The organism is Azospira sp. MPR-E4, assembly GCF_058809645.1.
The window spans coordinates 47,742-65,304 of the sequence record NZ_JBXAST010000010.1 but is presented as its reverse complement, the minus strand read 5'-3'; the positions used below and the strand labels follow the sequence as shown (position 1 = coordinate 65,304).

The 17,563-nt window shown below is 66.0% G+C and carries 16 protein-coding genes; 2 read left to right on the top strand and 14 right to left on the bottom strand.

The features are described from left to right. Window positions 1-9 precede the first annotated feature (9 nt). Window positions 10-915 carry a LysR substrate-binding domain-containing protein gene (locus AC1RTA_RS05240; RefSeq protein ID WP_014235346.1) on the bottom strand — a complete coding sequence of 302 codons (906 nt, stop codon included), beginning with the start codon at window positions 913-915 and terminating at the stop codon, window positions 10-12. A gap of 280 nt (window positions 916-1,195) precedes the next feature. Between AC1RTA_RS05240 and AC1RTA_RS05235 the strand changes: the two genes are divergently transcribed. Continuing rightward, window positions 1,196-1,339, top strand: coding sequence for a hypothetical protein (locus AC1RTA_RS05235; RefSeq protein WP_014235347.1), 144 nt, complete (start codon window positions 1,196-1,198; stop codon window positions 1,337-1,339). A 143-nt stretch (window positions 1,340-1,482) separates the two neighbouring features. Here the strand turns inward: AC1RTA_RS05235 and argJ are convergent, their stop codons facing one another. The 3 genes from argJ to AC1RTA_RS05220 all read right to left on the bottom strand — a co-directional run bounded on the left by argJ (window position 1,483) and on the right by AC1RTA_RS05220 (window position 6,586). Further along, the gene (gene argJ, locus AC1RTA_RS05230) at window positions 1,483-2,724 is read right to left on the bottom strand and encodes a bifunctional glutamate N-acetyltransferase/amino-acid acetyltransferase ArgJ (RefSeq protein ID WP_492784140.1); all 1,242 of its coding nucleotides are present in this window, start codon (window positions 2,722-2,724) and stop codon (window positions 1,483-1,485) included. A 77-nt stretch (window positions 2,725-2,801) separates the two neighbouring features. Further along, window positions 2,802-5,519, bottom strand: coding sequence for a preprotein translocase subunit SecA (gene secA, locus AC1RTA_RS05225; protein ID WP_014235349.1), 2,718 nt, complete (start codon window positions 5,517-5,519; stop codon window positions 2,802-2,804). 122 nt (window positions 5,520-5,641) lie between these two features. After that, window positions 5,642-6,586: a M23 family metallopeptidase gene (locus AC1RTA_RS05220; protein WP_130459169.1), complete on the bottom strand. Its 945-nt coding sequence runs from the start codon at window positions 6,584-6,586 to the stop codon at window positions 5,642-5,644. 23 nt (window positions 6,587-6,609) lie between these two features. Here AC1RTA_RS05220 and AC1RTA_RS05215 point away from each other — a divergent pair, with 23 nt between their 5' ends. Next, window positions 6,610-7,050: a DciA family protein gene (locus AC1RTA_RS05215; RefSeq protein ID WP_492784139.1), complete on the top strand. Its 441-nt coding sequence runs from the start codon at window positions 6,610-6,612 to the stop codon at window positions 7,048-7,050. On the opposite strand, the gene AC1RTA_RS05210 is transcribed toward AC1RTA_RS05215, so the two are convergent. The 10 genes from AC1RTA_RS05210 to murD all read right to left on the bottom strand — a co-directional run bounded on the left by AC1RTA_RS05210 (window position 7,037) and on the right by murD (window position 17,552). Then, window positions 7,037-7,225, bottom strand: a complete 189-nt coding sequence (locus AC1RTA_RS05210; RefSeq protein WP_492784138.1) for a hypothetical protein — start codon at window positions 7,223-7,225, stop codon at window positions 7,037-7,039. The genes AC1RTA_RS05215 and AC1RTA_RS05210 overlap by 14 nt on opposite strands. 19 nt (window positions 7,226-7,244) lie before the next feature. After that, window positions 7,245-8,168, bottom strand: coding sequence for a UDP-3-O-acyl-N-acetylglucosamine deacetylase (gene lpxC / locus AC1RTA_RS05205; RefSeq protein ID WP_130459170.1), 924 nt, complete (start codon window positions 8,166-8,168; stop codon window positions 7,245-7,247). A 224-nt stretch (window positions 8,169-8,392) separates the two neighbouring features. Further along, the gene (ftsZ, locus tag AC1RTA_RS05200) at window positions 8,393-9,544 is read right to left on the bottom strand and encodes a cell division protein FtsZ (RefSeq protein ID WP_014235354.1); all 1,152 of its coding nucleotides are present in this window, start codon (window positions 9,542-9,544) and stop codon (window positions 8,393-8,395) included. A gap of 66 nt (window positions 9,545-9,610) precedes the next feature. Then, the gene (ftsA, locus tag AC1RTA_RS05195) at window positions 9,611-10,840 is read right to left on the bottom strand and encodes a cell division protein FtsA (protein WP_014235355.1); all 1,230 of its coding nucleotides are present in this window, start codon (window positions 10,838-10,840) and stop codon (window positions 9,611-9,613) included. Between the two features lie 36 nt (window positions 10,841-10,876). After that, window positions 10,877-11,611 carry a cell division protein FtsQ/DivIB gene (locus tag AC1RTA_RS05190; RefSeq protein ID WP_014235356.1) on the bottom strand — a complete coding sequence of 245 codons (735 nt, stop codon included), beginning with the start codon at window positions 11,609-11,611 and terminating at the stop codon, window positions 10,877-10,879. Between the two features lie 15 nt (window positions 11,612-11,626). Further along, on the bottom strand, window positions 11,627-12,547 hold the full coding sequence (locus AC1RTA_RS05185; protein WP_492784137.1) for a D-alanine--D-alanine ligase: 921 nt from the start codon (window positions 12,545-12,547) through the stop codon (window positions 11,627-11,629). 19 nt (window positions 12,548-12,566) lie between these two features. After that, the gene (gene murC / locus AC1RTA_RS05180; RefSeq protein ID WP_014235358.1) at window positions 12,567-13,970 is read right to left on the bottom strand and encodes a UDP-N-acetylmuramate--L-alanine ligase; all 1,404 of its coding nucleotides are present in this window, start codon (window positions 13,968-13,970) and stop codon (window positions 12,567-12,569) included. Continuing rightward, entirely contained in the window at window positions 13,967-15,034 is a 1,068-nt protein-coding gene (murG, locus tag AC1RTA_RS05175) for an undecaprenyldiphospho-muramoylpentapeptide beta-N-acetylglucosaminyltransferase (RefSeq protein ID WP_492784136.1), read from the bottom strand. The genes murC and murG overlap by 4 nt, the downstream gene beginning before the upstream one ends. Then, entirely contained in the window at window positions 15,031-16,197 is a 1,167-nt protein-coding gene (gene ftsW / locus AC1RTA_RS05170) for a putative lipid II flippase FtsW (protein WP_130459175.1), read from the bottom strand. The genes murG and ftsW overlap by 4 nt, the downstream gene beginning before the upstream one ends. Next, on the bottom strand, window positions 16,194-17,552 hold the full coding sequence (murD, locus tag AC1RTA_RS05165) for a UDP-N-acetylmuramoyl-L-alanine--D-glutamate ligase (RefSeq protein WP_492784135.1): 1,359 nt from the start codon (window positions 17,550-17,552) through the stop codon (window positions 16,194-16,196). The genes ftsW and murD overlap by 4 nt, the downstream gene beginning before the upstream one ends. Window positions 17,553-17,563: the final 11 nt, after the last annotated feature.

The following is a 17,563-nucleotide window of genomic DNA, read 5'->3' as shown; positions in this document are numbered from 1 at the left end:
CGGCCGCTCCTAGCGCACGTGCAGGTAGCTAGGGTTGTCGATCAGGCTGACGGCCTGACACAGGGCTTCCACCGCCTTGGGCCGGGTGAAGCCGACCCGCCAGGCCAAGGCCACCCGCCGCGACGGGGCCGGGGCCTTGAAGGGCACCACGCTGATGAGGTCAGTGGAATAAGGCTTGCAGAGGGCACCGGCCGGCAGTACGGAGAGGCCGAAGCCGGAGGCCACCATGCAGCGGATGGTCTCGATGGAATGGCCCTGCCGCACTTCCGTGTCGGAACCGCTGATCTGGGGACAGGCATCCATCACCTGGTCGCGGAAGCAGTTGCCGGCCTTGAGCAACAGCACCTCCTCAGCATCCACCTCGTCCGAGGCGATTTCCTGCTTGTCCTGCCAGGGATGGCCCTGGGGTACCACCACCTTGAACGGCTCGTCGTAAAGGGGCCGCGTCACCACGCCGGGCAGCTCGAAGGGCAGGGCCAGGATGGCCGCATCCACTTCCCCGTGGCGCAGCATGTCGGCCAGGGTGGCGGTCATGTTTTCCTCGATAGCCAGAGGCATGTCCGGGGCGATCTGGCGCAGGGAGACGATCAGTTCGGGCAGGAGGTAGGGGCCGATGGTATGGATCACGCCCAGCTTCAGTCCACCCTCCAGCTGGTTGCGTCCCCGGTGGGCGATCTGGCGCACCCGGTCGGCCTCTTCCAGGGCCCGGGCCGCCTGGGCCACCACCTGCTCGCCCACATCGGTCAGGGTCACCTGGCCCTTGCCCCGCTCGAACAGGATCACGCCCAGGTCCTCCTCCAGGCGCTGGATGGCAACGCTCAAGGTCGGCTGGCTCACGGAGCAGCGTTCCGCCGCCCGGGAAAAGCGGCCCTCCTGCGCCAGGGCGACGATGTAACGCAATTCGGTCAATGTCATGGCTGTCCTCCCAGAACTCAGCACGTTGGTCTTGCCCGGTATGTTCCGGACTATAGGCAACCGCTATGGCGGCAATAGACAAACCCTATATAACCCATTGATTTGTCGCCGCATTATACCCAGCCAAGGATGCCGGACCGGGCTCGTCTGGGCTTTGGTTGACCTAACGCAAAGAGGCCCGGCATCCGGTGCACGACGGCCCGCCACAGACAGCACGACTCAAGTCCGCGCCCCGGCGGCCGTTAAAGAAACATAAGGACAACGGCGACAGACCACGGCCATGGCAGACAACCTGGAACGACTGGAACAATTGATCGAGAGCATCCTGCGCGGCGAGCGGGAAAGCAGCATGACCATCACCCAGCTCATGGAGCGCCTCTCCCAGCCCGTGCAATGCGAACGGCTGCTGGAAGAAATGCACTGACCCAGGCCAGCCCTCGGCCCCGCCCCAACGGCCCGCCCCGGCGGGTTTTTTGTTGCCTGTCGCTGACTGCCGAAGCCCCCGCAGGCCCATAAAAAAAACCCGCCGTGAAGGGCGGGTTTCTTCGACGCTGCTACAGCTGGCGTTCAGCTGCGGTAGTCGGCGTTGATCTTGACGTAGTCGTAGGAGAAATCGCAGGAGTAGATGCAGCCCTGGGCGGTGCCCCGGGCCAGATCCACCCGCACGGTGATCTCGGCATTCTTCATGATGCGGGAGCCGTCCTCTTCCTTGTAGGCGGCAGCCCGGCCGCCCTTTTCCGCCACCAGCACGGCATCGCTGCCGCTGGCCAGCCAGACGCGGATCTGGCCCACGTCCAGGTCGGCGATGCCGGCATAGCCGATGGCTGCCAGGATGCGGCCCAGGTTGGGGTCGGAGGCGAAGAAGGCGGTTTTCACCAGGGGCGAATGGCCGATGGCATAGCCCACCTTGCGGCACTCTTCCAGGTCCTTGCCGCCTTCCACTGCCACGGTGATGAACTTGGTGGCACCTTCGCCGTCACGCACGATGGCCTGGGCCAGCTCGATGGAAACGGCGACGATGGCCGCCTTCAGGGGCGCCCAGGCGGGATCGGCACCATCCTTGACGCGCAGGCCGCTCTGACCGGTGGCCATGACGATGAAGGAATCGTTGGTGGAAGTGTCGCCATCCACGGTGATGCAGTTGAAGGACTGGTCCGCCGCCTCCTTGGCCACCTGCTCCAGCAGATGCTGGGGAATGCCCGCATCGGTGGCGAGGAAGCCCAGCATGGTAGCCATGTTGGGCTTGATCATGCCGGCACCCTTGGAGATGCCGGTGATGGTGACGCTCTTGCCGCCGATCTCGACCTTGCGGGAGGCGGCCTTGGCCACGGTGTCCGTGGTCATGATGCCGTGGGCGGCCGCATGCCAGTTGTCGGCCTTGAGGTCGGCGATGGCGGCGGGCAGGCCGGCCTGCAGACGATCGACGGGCAGGGGCTCGAGAATGACGCCGGTGGAGAACGGCAGGATCTGGCGATCCTCATCCAGCCCGAGCAGGCCGGCCAGGGTGGCGCAGGTCTGCATGGCCGCCTGCAGGCCGGTCTCGCCGGTACCCGCATTGGCGATGCCGGTGTTGATCACCAGGGCCCGGATTTCCGACTCGCCGGCCAGATGCTTGCGGCACACCTGCACCGGGGCTGCACAGAAGCGGTTCTGGGTGAACACGCCGGCCACGGTGGAACCGGGGTCCAGGGCGATCACGGTCAGGTCGCGCCGATTGGCCTTGCGGATACCGGCTTCGGCAGTGCCGAGGCGGACACCGGCAACAGGGAACAGGGCTTCGGGGGCAGGCGTGGCGTAATTGACGGGCATGAATCTCTCACCGCAGGGGATAAAAGAAAACGCAGAGGGTAGCAGGTCGCCCCCTCTGCGTCAGTTCAGTTTTTATTTCAGTTGAGCTTGCCGTGGCAGTGCTTGTACTTCTTGCCGCTGCCGCAGGGGCAAGGATCGTTGCGCCCCACCTTGGGACCGGCCTGGGCCGGCTGCTGGCCGGCTTCCTCGCCCTCGCCGTCCGCGGTACCCAGCACCTCGTCGTAGTCGGCATGGTGGTATTGCACGTTTTCCACCCCGGGCTGTTCCACTTCGCTCACGTCCTCGGGCGAACGGACCTGGACGGTGAGGAGCAGCTTGGAAACCTCGTTGCGGATACTGTTGAGCAGGCCTTCGAACAGTTCAAAGGCCTCCCGCTTGTATTCCTGCTTGGGGTTCTTCTGGGCGTAGCCGCGCAGGTGGATGCCCTGACGCAGATGGTCGAGGGCGGCCAGGTGCTCGCGCCAGTGGCTGTCCAGGCTCTGCAGCATGACGTCCCGCTCGAACTTGCGGAAGACCGAAGGATCGGAAACCAGGGCCACCTTGTCGGCATAGGCCTGGTCGGCGGCGGCGATCACCCGGTGCAGCAGGTCCTCGACGGAGAGGGTGGTGTCGGCCTGCACCCATTCGGCCACCGGCAGGGTGAGCAGAAACTCGGCTTCCAAAGCCTTTTCCAGCCCGGGCAGGTCCCATTGCTCCTCGACGCTGTCCGGCGGCACATAGAGGTGGAACAGATCGGCCACCACCCCCTGGCGCATGGCCTGGATGGTTTCGGAAATGTCGTCCACTTCCAGCAGATCGTTGCGCTGGGCGTAAATCACCTTGCGCTGGTCGTTGGCCACGTCGTCGTATTCCAGCAACTGCTTGCGCATGTCGAAGTTGCGGGCCTCCACCTTGCGCTGGGCGGATTCCAGGGAGCGGGTCACCAGGGGATGCTCGATGGCCTCGCCCTCGGGCATCTTCAGGCGCTCCATGATGGCCTTGAGGCGGTCACCGGCGAAGATGCGCAGCAGCGGATCGTCCAGGGACAGGTAGAAGCGGGAGGAACCCGGATCGCCCTGACGGCCGGCCCGGCCCCGCAGCTGGTTGTCGATGCGGCGGGACTCGTGGCGTTCGGAACCGATGATGTGCAGGCCGCCGGCGGCCAGCACCTGGTCGTGCACCGGCTGCCATTCGGCCTTGAGGGCGGCGATCCTGGCTTCCTTGGCGGCATCATCCAGGGACTCGTCGAGGCGGACGGCATCGATCTGCTTCTCGATGCTGCCGCCGAGGACGATGTCCGTACCGCGGCCGGCCATGTTGGTGGCGATGGTGATCATGCCGGGACGGCCGGCCTGGGCCACGATCTCGGCCTCCTTGCCGTGCTGCTTGGCGTTGAGCACCTGGTGCGGCAGCTTTTCCTGGTCCAGCAGGCGGGACAGCAGCTCGGAGTTTTCGATGGAGGTGGTGCCCACCAGCACGGGCTGGCCCCGCTGGTGGCAGTCCAGGATGTCCGCCTTCATGGCCGCGAACTTCTCGGCGGCGGTGCGGAACACCTGGTCGTTGTGGTCCTTGCGCTGGGCCGGGCGGTGGGTCGGGATCACCACGGTTTCCAGGCCGTAGATTTCCATGAACTCGTAGGCTTCGGTATCGGCCGTACCGGTCATGCCGGCCAGCTTGCCGTACATGCGGAAGTAGTTCTGGAAAGTGATCGACGCCAGGGTCTGGTTTTCGTTCTGGATACGCACGCCTTCCTTGGCTTCCACCGACTGGTGCAGACCTTCGGACCAGCGGCGGCCGGGCATCAGGCGGCCGGTGAACTCGTCCACGATGATGATCTCGCCGTTCTGCACCACGTACTGCTGATCCTTGTGGAACAGGTTGTGGGCGCGCAGGGCGGCGTTGAGGTGGTGCACCAGGATGATGTTGGCGGCTTCGTAGAGGCTGCGCCCCTCTTCCAGCAGGCCGACGCGGGCGAGGATTTCCTCGGCATGTTCGTGGCCCTGCTCGGACATGTGCACCTGGTGGCCTTTTTCGTCCACCCAGTAGTCGCCTTCGGAGTTTTCGTCGGCGGCCCGGGTCAGCAGGGGCACCACCTGGTTCATGCGCTGGTACAGCTCGGTGTGGTCCTCGGCCTGACCGGAGATGATCAGGGGAGTACGGGCCTCGTCGATGAGGATGGAGTCCACCTCGTCCACGATGGCGAAATTGAGACCCCGCTGCACCCGCTCGCCGGCCGCATAGACCATGTTGTCGCGCAGGTAATCGAAGCCGAATTCATTGTTGGTGCCGTAGGTGATGTCGGCGGCGTAGGCGGCCTGCTTCTGCTCGTGGGGCATCTGGGACAGATTGACCCCGACGGAAAGCCCCAGGAAACGGTGCAGCCGGCCCATCCACTCGGCGTCGCGCTGGGCCAGGTAGTCGTTTACGGTAATGACGTGCACGCCCTTGCCGGAAATGGCATTGAGATAGGACGGCAGGGTGGCCACCAGGGTCTTGCCTTCGCCGGTGCGCATTTCGGCGATCTTGCCGTAGTGCAGCACCATGCCGCCGATCATCTGCACGTCGAAGTGCCGCATGCCCAGGACGCGCTTGCCGGCCTCCCGCACCACGGCGAAAGCTTCCGGCAGCAGGTCGTCCAGGGTTTCCCCCTGGGCGTAGCGCTGGCGGAACTCGTCGGTCTTGCCGCGCAGGGCATCGTCGGACAAGGCGCTGATGGCGGCCTCGAACCCGTTGATTTTCTGGACGATCTGGGAATATTGCTTGATCAGCCGGTCATTGCGGCTGCCGAAGATTTTCTTGAGGAGTCCGGGGATCATCGTGAGAGACGCTTAGGCGTCCGTTAGCGGGAAAGGGGCGATTCTACCACGCTAAGGAAGGCCGCCAATTTGGGGAAAATCAAAGGAAACGGGACGAAGGACTCGTCCCGCCGGGGATACAACTAGTGACGGGACGCCAGCTGGGAGCCCTGCTGCAGGAAGCGGGCCGGATTCTGGGCCACACCCTGGAAGCGCACCTCGAAATGCAGATGGGGACCGGTGGAACGCCCGGTATTGCCGGTAGCGGCAATCAGCTGGCCACGCTTGACCAGTTGGCCGACCCGCACGTTGATCTTGGACAGATGGGCGTAGCGGGTGGAAAAGCCGTTGCCGTGGTCGATCTCGATCAGGTTGCCGTACTGGGGATGCATGCTGCCTTCCACCACCACACCGCCGGCGGCGGAAACCACGGGCGTACCGACTTCGGCGGAGAAATCCACGCCTTCGTGCATGGCATTGACCCCGGCGATGGGATCGGAGCGCACCCCGAACCCGGAGCCGATGCCGGCGCCCTGGATCGGCAAGGTGGTCGGCAGCAGCACCTTCTTGATGCGCTGGTCCATCAGCTGGTTTTCCAGAACACGCATGAAATCGACGCGCTGATCCACCAGCGCAGCCATGCGGTCCAGTTCCCGATGCAGTTCGTCCGAGGACTTGATGGAGGTGTCGCGTAGGGAAGTGGGCAGCAGGGGACCGCCCTGACCGCCGCCCTTGGCCACCGGTAACAACTGCCCCTTGTCTGCCGGCTTCATGCCTGCCAGCACGGAAAGGCGCTCGCCCATGGAATCCAAGTGCAGCAGCTGCGCCTGCATCTCGCCCAGGCGGCCGGCCATGACATTCAGGTTTTCCCGCATGAACTCCTGGGTTTTCTGGTTTTCCTGGCGCTGTGCTGCCAGTACCAGATCCTGTACCAGGGGCAGGCGGAAGTGTACGGTGAGCCAGGAAAAGGCCATGGCGGCCAGCAACACCAGCACCATGAAGCCAGCCCCAAGGGAAAGGATCACCTTGGGGGTCAGGCTGACGGTCTTGGTGGTTGCCAGGCGGTCAGACACCAGAATAATATGCACGATGCTTCTCCTCGAAGTGATCCATGCACGAACCAGTTGAAAATTATCTTGGCAGAGCGGACGGAGCGGCCTCGGTCCTGGCCCATGCCCGACTCTTGATGCGCGCCCAGCGCGCCTACGACAGCTTTGCTCCGGGCCCGCTGGCGCGCTCGAGCAGTGTCGCGAATATCAAGTTGGGGAATGTCGTTATCCACGCCGATAACGGCGCGGTCGCTGCCAAATTGCGTCAGATGGCGCAAAGTTTGGCCGGCGAATTCTTGAAAAGGGGCTTTGAGTGTAACGGCGTGACCATCAAAGTGCAAGCACGCCCCCCCGCCGTGGCGCTCCCCTCTTCCACCCTCAAACCCCTGTCGGCAAGCACCGGCAACGAGCTCAAAAAGCTGGCGGCCCAGCTGCCGGATGACTCCCCCCTGAAACGCGGCCTGGAAGGATTCCTGGCCCGGGCGGCAATCAAAGCGGAATGACGGCCACCCGCTCCAGCACCAGGAGCGCGAATATCAGCAGGGCCAACATCAGGGAATAGCGGAAGACCCGCCAAGAGAAATCCAGGTATCTGGCCTGGCGGGTGAACACATAGGCCACCACACCCGCGGCCACGGCGATGACCGTGAGGACGGCCAGGATGCGCAGGAGGAACAAGGCGGCCTCCCGCGCCGGCTCAGGCCGCCTGGACCGGCAGTTCCAGCCAGCGGGCGACGCCTGCCGGGGCCTGGGACTGGTCTTCGAAGGTAGCCCACTCCCAGGACTCGCGCTCCTGCAGCAGCTGGCGGGCCAGCATGTTGTTCAGGGCATGACCCGACTTGTGGGCGGTGAAGGCTGCCAGCAGGGGATGGCCCAGCAGGTAGAGGTCGCCCACCGCATCCAGCACCTTGTGTTTGACGAACTCGTCGCCATAACGCAGGCCGTCGCTGTTGAGCACCCGGTATTCGTCGAGAACGATGGCGTTCTCCAGGCCGCCCCCCAGGGCCAGGCCGTTTTCCCGCAGCATCTCCACATCCTGCATGAAGCCGAAGGTACGGGCCCGGGCCACTTCCCGGGTGTAGGACTGCTCGGCGAAGTCGACGCTGACGGACTGGGCCGACTTGTCGATGGCCGGGTGGTTGAAGATGATGGAGAAGGTCAGCTTGTAGCCGTCGTAAGGCTCGAAGCGGGCCCACTTGTCGCCGTCCCGCACCTCGATGGGGCGCGTGACGCGGATGAATTTCTTGGCTGCCGGCTGCTCTTCGATGCCGGCCGACTGGATAAGAAAGACGAAAGGCGCGGCGGAACCGTCGAGGATCGGTACTTCTGCCGCATCCAGGTCCACGTAGGCATTGTCGATGCCCAGGCCGGCAAAGGCCGACATCAGGTGTTCCACCGTCCCCACCTTGACCCCATCCACCTCCAGGCAGGAACACATGCGCGTATCACCCACCAGCAGGGCGTCGGCACGGATTTCCACGGGCTGGGGCAGATCCACGCGACGGAAGACGATGCCGGTATCGGGCGCGGCAGGACGCAGGGCCATGGTGACCTTGACGCCACTGTGCAGACCGACGCCGGAGGCGCGGATCAGGGATTTGAGGGTACGTTGTTTCAACATGTCGGCAATCGTTTTTCCGCTTCAAAATCAAAGCGAAGACGGAACAAGGGGGGAGCCCGCATTCTAGCACGAAGGCGGGCTCCCCCTTAAGGAGGCGTTTTGTTACAACACGTTACCGCAGGTCTGGGCGACCGCCAGACGCCGGTCACCCCGGCGGGAGGCAGCGCCGTCCGCTTGCCCGTCAGACGGGCAGGCAAAGACGCCCGGCCGGTCGCCCCCGACCCTTAGTCCGCCTGCTTGCGCAGGAAGGCCGGGATGTCGTAACGATCGACGCCGCTGTTGGCCAGAGCTTCGACGGTGGCGTTGCGGCCCTTGCGGATAACGGCGGGCACGGCGTCCAGCTGGCCGTAGTCGATGGCCATGGGAGCGTCGTCGGTACCGGTACGCACGGCGGTGTTGATCACCTCGAAGGACTGGCGGCGGGCTTCCGCCTTGCCCAGGCCGGTGGCGACCACGGTGACGCGCAGCTGCTCGCCCATGGCTTCGTCGAACACGGCGCCGAAGATGATGTGGGCGTCCTCGGCGGCGAATTCCTTGATGGTCTTCATCACCTCGTTCACTTCCTTCATCTTCAGGCTGCGGGAGGCGGTGATGTTCACCAGCACACCGCGGGCACCGGACAGGTTGATGCCTTCCAGCAGGGGGGAAGCCACGGCCTGTTCGGCAGCGATGCGGGCCCGGTCCACGCCGGAAGCGTAGGCGGAGCCCATCATGGCCATGCCCATTTCGCCCATGACGGTGCGCACGTCTTCAAAGTCCACGTTCACCAGACCGGGGAGATTGATGATTTCGGCGATACCGCCCACGGCATTGCGCAGGACGTTGTCGGCAGCCTTGAAAGCTTCTTCCATGGAGACATCGTCGCCCAGGACTTCCATCAGCTTGTCGTTGAGGATCACCACCAGGGAATCGACGTGCTTCTGCAGCTCGGCGATGCCGGCCTCGGCGGCCTTCAGGCGCTTGCCTTCGAAGCCGAAGGGCTTGGTCACCACGGCCACGGTGAGGATGCCCATTTCCTTGGCCACTTCCGCCACGATGGGAGCGGCGCCGGTACCGGTGCCGCCGCCCATGCCGGCGGTGATGAAGACCATGTTGGCGCCCTTCAGCTGCTCGGCGATGCGCTCCCGCTCTTCCAGGGCGGCGGCGCGGCCGGCTTCCGGCTTGGCGCCGGCACCGAGGCCGGAGGCACCGAGCTGCATCTTGTCGGCTGCCATGTTGCGGCTCAGGGCCTGGGCATCGGTGTTGGCGGCGACGAACTGCACGCCGTTCACCCCTTCACGGATCATGTGATCCACGGCATTGCCGCCGGCACCGCCGACGCCAACCACCTTGATCACGGTTCCGCTCGATTCTTCTTTATCAATAATTTCAAACATGGATCGCCTCCTTCAATTAACCACATTCAAACTTGCGTTGAACAAAACAGCTTGCATAGAAACTTTTTAGAAATTCTTCTCGAACCAGGACTTCATGCTGGAAAACACCTGCTTGACGCTGCGCGTCTCCTGCACCTTCAGGCCCCGCTTGCGCTGGGTCTGGGCCTCGATCAGCAGGCCGAAGGCAGTGGAGAAGCGCGGGCTCTGCACCACATCTGCGAGGGCACCGGCGTACTTGGGCACGCCCAGGCGCACCGGCATGTGGAATATCTCTTCGCCCAGCTCGATCATGCCGGGCATCACCGAAGCGCCGCCGGTGAGGACGATGCCGGAAGACAGCACCTCGTCGAAGCCGGAACGGCGCAGCTCGGCCTGAATCAGTTCGAACAGCTCCTCCACCCGGGGCTGGATCACGTCGGCCAGGGCACGGCGGGAGAGCTTGCGGCTGGGACGATCGTCCACCCCGGCCACCTCCAGCACCTCTTCCGGGTCGGCCAGCTGGGACAGAGCGCAGCCGTACTTGCGCTTGATGTCCTCCGCCTCCCGGGTGGGGGTGCGCAGGGCCATGGCGATGTCGTTGGTGACCTGATCGCCGGCGATGGGGATGACCGAGGTGTGGCGGATGGCACCCTGGGTCCACACGGCGATGTCGGTGGTGCCGCCGCCGATATCCACCAGGCACACGCCCAGATCCTTCTCGTCCTCGGAGAGCACGGCGAAGCTGGAGGCCAGGGGCTGCAGCACCAGGTCGTTCACCTCCAGGCCGCAGCGGCGCACGCACTTGACGATGTTCTGGGCGGCGGAGACGGCGCCGGTGACGATGTGCACCTTCACTTCGAGGCGGAAGCCGCTCATGCCGATGGGCTCGCGGATGCCGTCCTGGTCGTCGATGATGAATTCCTGGGTCAGGATGTGCAGGATCTCCTGGTCGGCCGGAATGGGCATGGCGCGGGCGGTCTCGATCACCCGGTCCAGGTCCATGGTGTTCACTTCCTTGTCCTTGATGGCCACCATGCCGTTGGAGTTGAAGCTCTTGATGTGGCTGCCGGCGATGCCCGTATAGACGTTGGCCACCTTGCAGTCGGCCATCAGCTCCACCTCCTGGATCACCCGGGAAATGGCACTGACGGTCTCCTCGATGTTGACCACGACGCCCTTTTTCAGCCCCTTGGAATCCTGGCTGCCCATGCCGATGACGTTGAGACGCCCCTCCGGGGTGATCTCCGCCACCAGCGCCACGATCTTCGAGGTGCCGATATCCAGGCCGACGACCAGTTCCTTGCTATCCCTGCTCATGATGTTCCTTTGCCTTCGCTACTTTTCGCATTGCACTCATTTCCCCGCGGCCGCCAGTCGCAGGGCGAAACCGTTGGGGTACCGCAAATCCACCACCTGGGGCCGGGGCGTGCGCTCCGCCAGCACCGTGTGATAAATCTCGATGAAACGTGACAGGCGCTGGCCCACCGGCGCCTTGGGCTGCTCCCGCCCCAGCTCCAGCACCATGCCGTCGTCCAGCTTCAGCTGCCAGGCCAGCCGGGGCGACAGCACCAGCTGCAGCGGCTGCCGCCCGGTGGGCTGCAACTGCCGGGAAAACTCGTCGAAACGGCGCAGCACGTCCGGTGCCGTGCCGATGGGGCCGTTCAGCTGGGGCAGCCCCTCCCCCCGGGACTGGGGCAGGCTGGCGGCGAACACTTCGCCGTAGGTATTCACCAGCTGGCCGCTGCCCTCGCCCCAGCGCGCCGCCGGACGATGCTCCTCGACCCGCACTTCCAGGCGGGAAGGCCAGGCCCGGCGCACCTCCGCCTTGCGCACCCAGGGCAGCTTTTCCAGGGCGGTACGCAGGGCATCCAGATTGACGCTGAAGAAATTGCCCCGCACCAGACCGGACAGGGCCCGCTCCACTTCGCCCCGCTGCACTTCGCGCAGTTCCTGGGCGAACACCACTTCCTTGAGGGGGAACAGGGGCAGGCGGGCGGCGCCCAGGCCCAGCGCCACGAGCAAAGCCGCCGCGCCCGCTGCAAGCAGCAGGTCGGCTACGGCCGTCATGAGCTGGGGCTTGTGCCACATGTCGCCTCGCTGTCCTTAGCCCAGGGTGGCGAGGGCCAGGACCCTCAGCACCAGCTGTTCGTAATCCATGCCCGCCACCCGGGCCGCCATGGGCACCAGGGAGTGGTCGGTCATGCCGGGGGAGGTATTCACCTCCAGGTAGTAGTGGTTGCCGGCCTCGTCCATGAGGAAGTCCACCCGGCCCCAGCCGCGGCCGCCGATGGCCCGGAAAGCCTTCAGGGCGCCGGCCTGGATCTCGGCCTCCTTCTCGGCGGGAAGGCCGCAGGGGCACAGGTAGCGGGTGTCGTCCCGCAGGTACTTGGCTTCGTAGTCGTAGAACTCGTTGGCCGGCTCGATCTTGATGATGGGCAGGGCCCGCATGTCGTCGCCCTGGCCGATGATGGCCACGGTGTATTCGCCGCCGGTGACGCCCTGCTCCACCAGCACCAATTTGTCGTGCTCGGCGGCGGCGGCGTAGGCGGCCTGCAGGCCGCCCTCGGCCTTGACCTTGGAGATGCCGATGGAGGAGCCCTCGCAGGCCGGCTTGACGAACAGGGGCAGGCCCAGCTCCTCTTCCACCTCGGCGAAATCGCTGTGTTCGTTCACCAGGGCATAGGCCGGCACCGGCAGGCCCACGGCCTGCCACATCAGCTTGGTGCGCCACTTGTCCATACCCAGGGCGGAGGCCAGGACGCCGCTGCCGGTATAGGGGATGCCCATCAGCTCCAGGGCGCCCTGGATGGTGCCGTCTTCGCCGAAGCGGCCGTGCAGGGCGATGAAGGCCCGGTCGAAGCCCTTCAGCTCGTCCAGGGAACGTTCCGCCGGATCGAAGGCGTGGGCGTCCACGCCCTGATGCTGCAGGGCCGCCAGCACGCGGGAGCCGCTATTGAGGGAAACGGCCCGCTCGGCAGACTTGCCGCCGAAGAGAACCGCCACTTTGCCGAAATCCTTGTTCATTGCTCTCTCACACACTCACTTACTTGGCCGCCGGCTGGGCGGCTAATTTGGCCGGGATGCCGCCGATGGAACCGGCACCCATGGTCAGCACCACATCGCCGTCCCGGACGCAATCCAGAATGGTCTGCTGCATGGCGGCGATGTCCTCCACGAACACCGGCTCCACCTTGCCGCCCACCCGCAGGGCCCGGGCCAGGGCCCGGCCGTCGGCGGCGACGATGGGTTGCTCGCCGGCCGCATAGACGTCGGCCAGGAGCAGGGTGTCCACGGTGGACAGCACTTTCACGAAATCTTCGAAGCAGTCCCGGGTGCGGCTGTAGCGGTGGGGCTGGAAGGCCAGCACCAGGCGGCGCCCGGGGAAGGCGCCGCGGGCGGCGGCCAGGGTGGCGGCCATTTCCACCGGGTGGTGGCCGTAGTCGTCCACCAGGGTGAAGCTGCCGCCGGTCGGGCAGGCCACTTCGCCGTAACGCTGGAAGCGCCGGCCGACGCCCTTGAATTCGGCCAGGGCGGTGACGATGGCCTCGTCAGCCACGCCCACCTCGGTGGCCACGGCAATGGCGGCCAGGGCGTTGAGTACGTAGTGGCGGCCCGGCAGGTTGAGGGTGATGGGCAGGCGGGTGGTGCTGCCATTGACCCGCACCGCGTCGAACTTCATCTGGCCGCCAGCCTCGACGATGTTCTCGGCGTAGACGTTGCAGGTGGCCGGGTCCAGGCCGTAGCGGATCACCTGCTTGGGCACCTGGGGCAGGATCTCCCTCACATTGGGGTCATCCACGCACAGCACCGCCACGCCGTAGAAGGGCAGGCGGTTGAGGAAATCGACGAAGGCGCCCTTGAGCCGGCCGAAGTCGTGGCCGTAGGTTTCCATGTGGTCGGCGTCGATGTTGGTGACGATGGAAATCACCGGCGACAGCAGCAGGAAGGAGGCGTCGGACTCGTCCGCCTCGGCCACCAGGAAATCGCCGGAGCCCAGGCGGGCATTGGCGCCGGCCGCATTGAGACGACCGCCGATAACGAAGGTGGGGTCCAGACCGCCTTCCGCCAGGATGGAGGCCACCAGGCTGGTGGTGGTGGTCTTGCCGTGGGTGCCGGCGACGGCGATGCCCTGCTTCAGGCGCATCAGCTCGGCCAGCATCTGGGCCCGGGGCACCACCGGGATGTGGGCCTCCCGGGCCGCCACCACTTCCGGGTTGTCGGCCTTGACGGCGGTGGAGACCACCACGGCATCGGCACCGGCGATATTGGCCGCATCGTGGCCCTTGATGACCTTGGCGCCCTGGGCGGTGAGGCGGGCCGTGGCGGCGTTCTCGCCCAGGTCGGAGCCGGACACCTGGTAGCCCAGATTGAGCATGACCTCGGCGATGCCGCTCATGCCCGAGCCGCCGATGCCGACGAAATGCAGATGTTTGATCTTGTGTTTCATTCTTTGCTCGCAGCTTCCATGCATGCCTTGGCCACCATGGCCGTGGCATTGGGCTTGGCCAGCTCCCGCGCCTTCTCGCCCATCTGGGCCAGCTGGCTGCGGGGCATTTCCTTGAGGAGCGCCAGGCGCTCCGGCGTCAGTTCGTTCTGGGGCAGGAGGATGGCACCGCCCACCTGGGTCAGGAATTCGGCATTGCCGGTCTGGTGGTCGTCCACCGCATGGGGATAGGGCACCAGGATGGCCGGCACGCCGGCGGCGGCCAACTCGGCCACGGTGAGGGCGCCGGCGCGGCAGATCACCAGATCGGCCCATTCGTAGGCACCGGCCATGTCGTCGATGAAAGGCACGCAGTGGGCGGCAACGCCGGCGGCATCGTAGCCGGCCTTGAGGGCGTCGATCATCTTCTCGCCGGCCTGGTGCACCACCTGGGGCCGCTCGGCCTCGTCGAACAGGGCCAGGGCCTTGGGCACCGTATCGTTAAGGACCTGGGCGCCCAGGCTGCCGCCCACCACCAGCAGGTGCAGATTGCCTTCCCGGCCTTCGTAGCGCTTCAGGGGATCGCCCAGGGCGGCAATTTCCGGACGCACCGGGTTGCCCACCCACTCCCCGTTCTTCATCACGTCGGGGAAGCCGGTGACCACCCGGTCGGCGACGCCGGCCAGGACCTTGTTGGCCAGGCCGGCGACGGAATTCTGTTCATGCACCACCAGGGGCTTGCCCAGCAGGGCGGCCATCATGCCGCCGGGGAAGGTGATGTAGCCGCCCATGCCCAGCACCACGTCGGGCTTGACCACGCGGATGGCGCGGAAGGCCTGCCAGAAGCCCCGCAGCAGATTGAGGGGCAGCAGCAGCTTGCGCAGCAGGCCCTTGCCGCGCAGGGCGCCGAACTTCACCGGCACCAGGGGAAAGCCGCGCTGGGGCACCAGCCGGGCTTCCATGCCCGCCGGGTTGCCCATCCACACCACGTTCCAGCCGGCCTCGTGCATGTAGTCGGCCACCGCCAGGGCGGGGAAAATGTGGCCGCCGGTACCGCCGGCCATGACCAGCAGGGTCTTCTGGCTCATACCTTGCCTCCCCGCATCAGTTGTCGATTCTCCCAGTCCACCCGCAGCAGGATGGCCAGGGCCACGCAGTTGGCCACCACGCCGGAACCGCCGAAGCTCATCAGGGGCAGGGTCAGGCCCTTGGTGGGCAGCAGGCCCATGTTCACTCCCATGTTGATGAAGGACTGCACCCCCATCCAGATACCGATACCCATGGCCACCAGGGCCGGGTAGAGGCGCTCCAGGGCCACCGCCTGGCGGCCGATGGCAAAGGCCCGCTGCACCAGCAGGGCGAACAGGCCCACCACCACCAGGACGCCGACGAAGCCCAGTTCCTCGGCGATGACAGCGAGGAGGAAGTCGGTGTGGGCTTCGGGCAGGTAGAACAGTTTTTCCACGCTGCCGCCGAGGCCGACGCCGAACAGCTCGCCGCGGCCGAAGGCAATCAGGGCGTGGGACAGCTGGTAGCCCTTGCCGAAGGCGTCGGACCAGGGATCCATGAAGCCGAAGAGGCGGTCGCGGCGGTAGGGGGAGACGATGATGAGGATGGCGAAGGCGGCCAGCAGCACCACGAACAGCACGGCGAAGAGCCGGGCCCGCATACCGCCGAGGAAGAGGATGCCGATGGCGATGCTGATGATGACGACGAAGGCGCCGAAGTCAGGCTCCTTCAGCAGCAGGCCGCCGATCACCACCATGGCCCCAGCCATGGGCAGGAAGGCCTTCTTCAGGTCGTGCATGTGGGGCATCTTGCGCACCGTGTAGTCGGCGGCGTAGAGCACGGCGAAAAGCTTCATCAGCTCGGAAGGCTGCAGGTTGGCGAAGCCCAGGGGCAGCCAGCGGCGGGCGCCGTTCACGTCCCGGCCGATGCCCGGGATCAGCACCACGGCCAGCAGCACGGCACCGGCCAGGAACAGCCAGGGCGCCAGTTCCTGCCACACCTTGACCGGCACCTGGAAGGCCACGGCAGCGGCCACCATGGCGACGCAGAGGAAGACGCCGTGGCGGATGAGGAAGTAGGCCGGCTGGTAGCCGAAGGCCTTGCTGCCCTCGGCGGTGGCGATGGAGGAGGAATAGACCATCACCAGCCCCAGGGCCAGCAGGCCGAGGACGGACCAGAGCAGGAGCATGTCCACTTCCGTGGGCTCCTGGCGCGGCTGATTGAGGGCCTGGACCATGCTCATGCCCGGCCCTCCAGCTGTTGCACCGCGTCGATGAAGGCCTGGGCGCGGTGGGCGTAGTTCTTGTACATGTCCAGGCTGGCGCAGGCCGGGGACAGCAGCACCGCGTCGCCGGCCTTGGCCTGGGCGGCCAGCCAGGCGACGGCGGCGGCCATGTCGGCGAAGGATTCAGTGGGCAGGCCGCAGCCGGCGATGGCCTGGCCGATGGCCGGGCCGTCCTTGCCGATCAGGGCCACGGCACGGCCGTGCTGCTGCAGGGCTGCCTTGAGGGGCGAGAAATCCTGGCCCTTGCCGTCGCCGCCGAGAACGATGGCCAAAGGCCGGCCCAGGCCCTCGATGGCGGCCAGGGTGGCGCCCACGTTGGTGCCCTTGGAGTCGTCGTAGTAATCGACAGCGCCGATGCGGGCCACGTGTTCCACCCGGTGGGGCAGACCCTTGAAGGCCTTGAGGGCGGGCAGCACGGCGGCGGGGGCGACGCCCACCGCCTCCAGCAGGGCCAGGGCGGCCATGGCATTGGCGGCGTTGTGCAGGCCGGTCAGCTGCATCTCGGCCAGGGCCAGCAGCTTGTCGTTGCCGCGCATCAAGCAGCCGTCAGCAATACCGTAATCCAGTGCCCGGCCCGGCTGGTCCAGGCCGAAGGTGACGAAGTTGCGGCCGCAGCGGCCCAGGCCCAGGCTGCGGTCGTCGTCCCGGTTGAGGATCATGACGCCCTTGCCCTGAAAGATGCGGGCCTTGGCCTCGGTGTAGCGGTCCATGGAGCCGGCGTAGCGGTCCAGGTGGTCTTCCGAGACGTTGAGCACGGTGGCGGCGTCGGCGTTGAGGCTGTGGGTGGTTTCCAGCTGGAAGCTGGACAGTTCCAGCACCCACAGCTGCGGCAGGTCGTTGCCGTCGAGGGCATCCATCAGGGCGTCCAGGGCGGCGGGGGAGATGTTGCCGGCGACCCGGGTGTTAAGGCCGGCGGCGGCACCGAGGGCGCCGGTGAGAGCCGTGGTGGTGGTCTTGCCGTTGCTGCCGGTAATGGCGATGACCTTGGCGGCGGGGCTGTAGCGGCCCAGGGCCCAGGCAAAGAGTTCGATTTCGGAAACCAGGGGCACGGCGCCGGCCACGGCGCTCACCTGCTCCACCGGCACCCCCGGGGAGATGGCGATGAAATCTGCCCCGGCGAAGGTAGCGGCCTGGAACGGGCCGGTGACAAGCTCCGCAGACGGCACGGCGCTGCGGAAGGCGTCCGCATTGGGCGGCAGGGCACGGCTGTCGGCGACGCGCACCCGCGCGCCTTCCCGGGCCAGCCATTTGGCCATGGCCAGGCCGGACTCGCCGAGTCCCACTACCACCGCCTGTTTGCCTTGGACGTTCATTTCGTTCTATT

Coding starts and splice junctions, on each gene's coding strand:
- ftsW (WP_130459175.1), bottom strand. CDS start 16,197: ATGAGCATGGTCCAGGCCCTCAATCAGCCGCGCCAGGAGCCCACGGAA.
- AC1RTA_RS05185 (WP_492784137.1), bottom strand. CDS start 12,547: ATGAACAAGGATTTCGGCAAAGTGGCGGTTCTCTTCGGCGGCAAGTCT.
- ftsZ (WP_014235354.1), bottom strand. CDS start 9,544: ATGTTTGAAATTATTGATAAAGAAGAATCGAGCGGAACCGTGATCAAG.
- AC1RTA_RS05235 (WP_014235347.1), top strand. CDS start 1,196: ATGGCAGACAACCTGGAACGACTGGAACAATTGATCGAGAGCATCCTG.
- argJ (WP_492784140.1), bottom strand. CDS start 2,724: ATGCCCGTCAATTACGCCACGCCTGCCCCCGAAGCCCTGTTCCCTGTT.
- secA (WP_014235349.1), bottom strand. CDS start 5,519: ATGATCCCCGGACTCCTCAAGAAAATCTTCGGCAGCCGCAATGACCGG.
- murG (WP_492784136.1), bottom strand. CDS start 15,034: ATGAGCCAGAAGACCCTGCTGGTCATGGCCGGCGGTACCGGCGGCCAC.
- AC1RTA_RS05240 (WP_014235346.1), bottom strand. CDS start 915: ATGACATTGACCGAATTGCGTTACATCGTCGCCCTGGCGCAGGAGGGC.
- ftsA (WP_014235355.1), bottom strand. CDS start 10,840: ATGAGCAGGGATAGCAAGGAACTGGTCGTCGGCCTGGATATCGGCACC.
- murD (WP_492784135.1), bottom strand. CDS start 17,552: ATGAACGTCCAAGGCAAACAGGCGGTGGTAGTGGGACTCGGCGAGTCC.
- lpxC (WP_130459170.1), bottom strand. CDS start 8,168: ATGTTGAAACAACGTACCCTCAAATCCCTGATCCGCGCCTCCGGCGTC.
- murC (WP_014235358.1), bottom strand. CDS start 13,970: ATGAAACACAAGATCAAACATCTGCATTTCGTCGGCATCGGCGGCTCG.
- AC1RTA_RS05190 (WP_014235356.1), bottom strand. CDS start 11,611: ATGTGGCACAAGCCCCAGCTCATGACGGCCGTAGCCGACCTGCTGCTT.
- AC1RTA_RS05215 (WP_492784139.1), top strand. CDS start 6,610: ATGCACGAACCAGTTGAAAATTATCTTGGCAGAGCGGACGGAGCGGCC.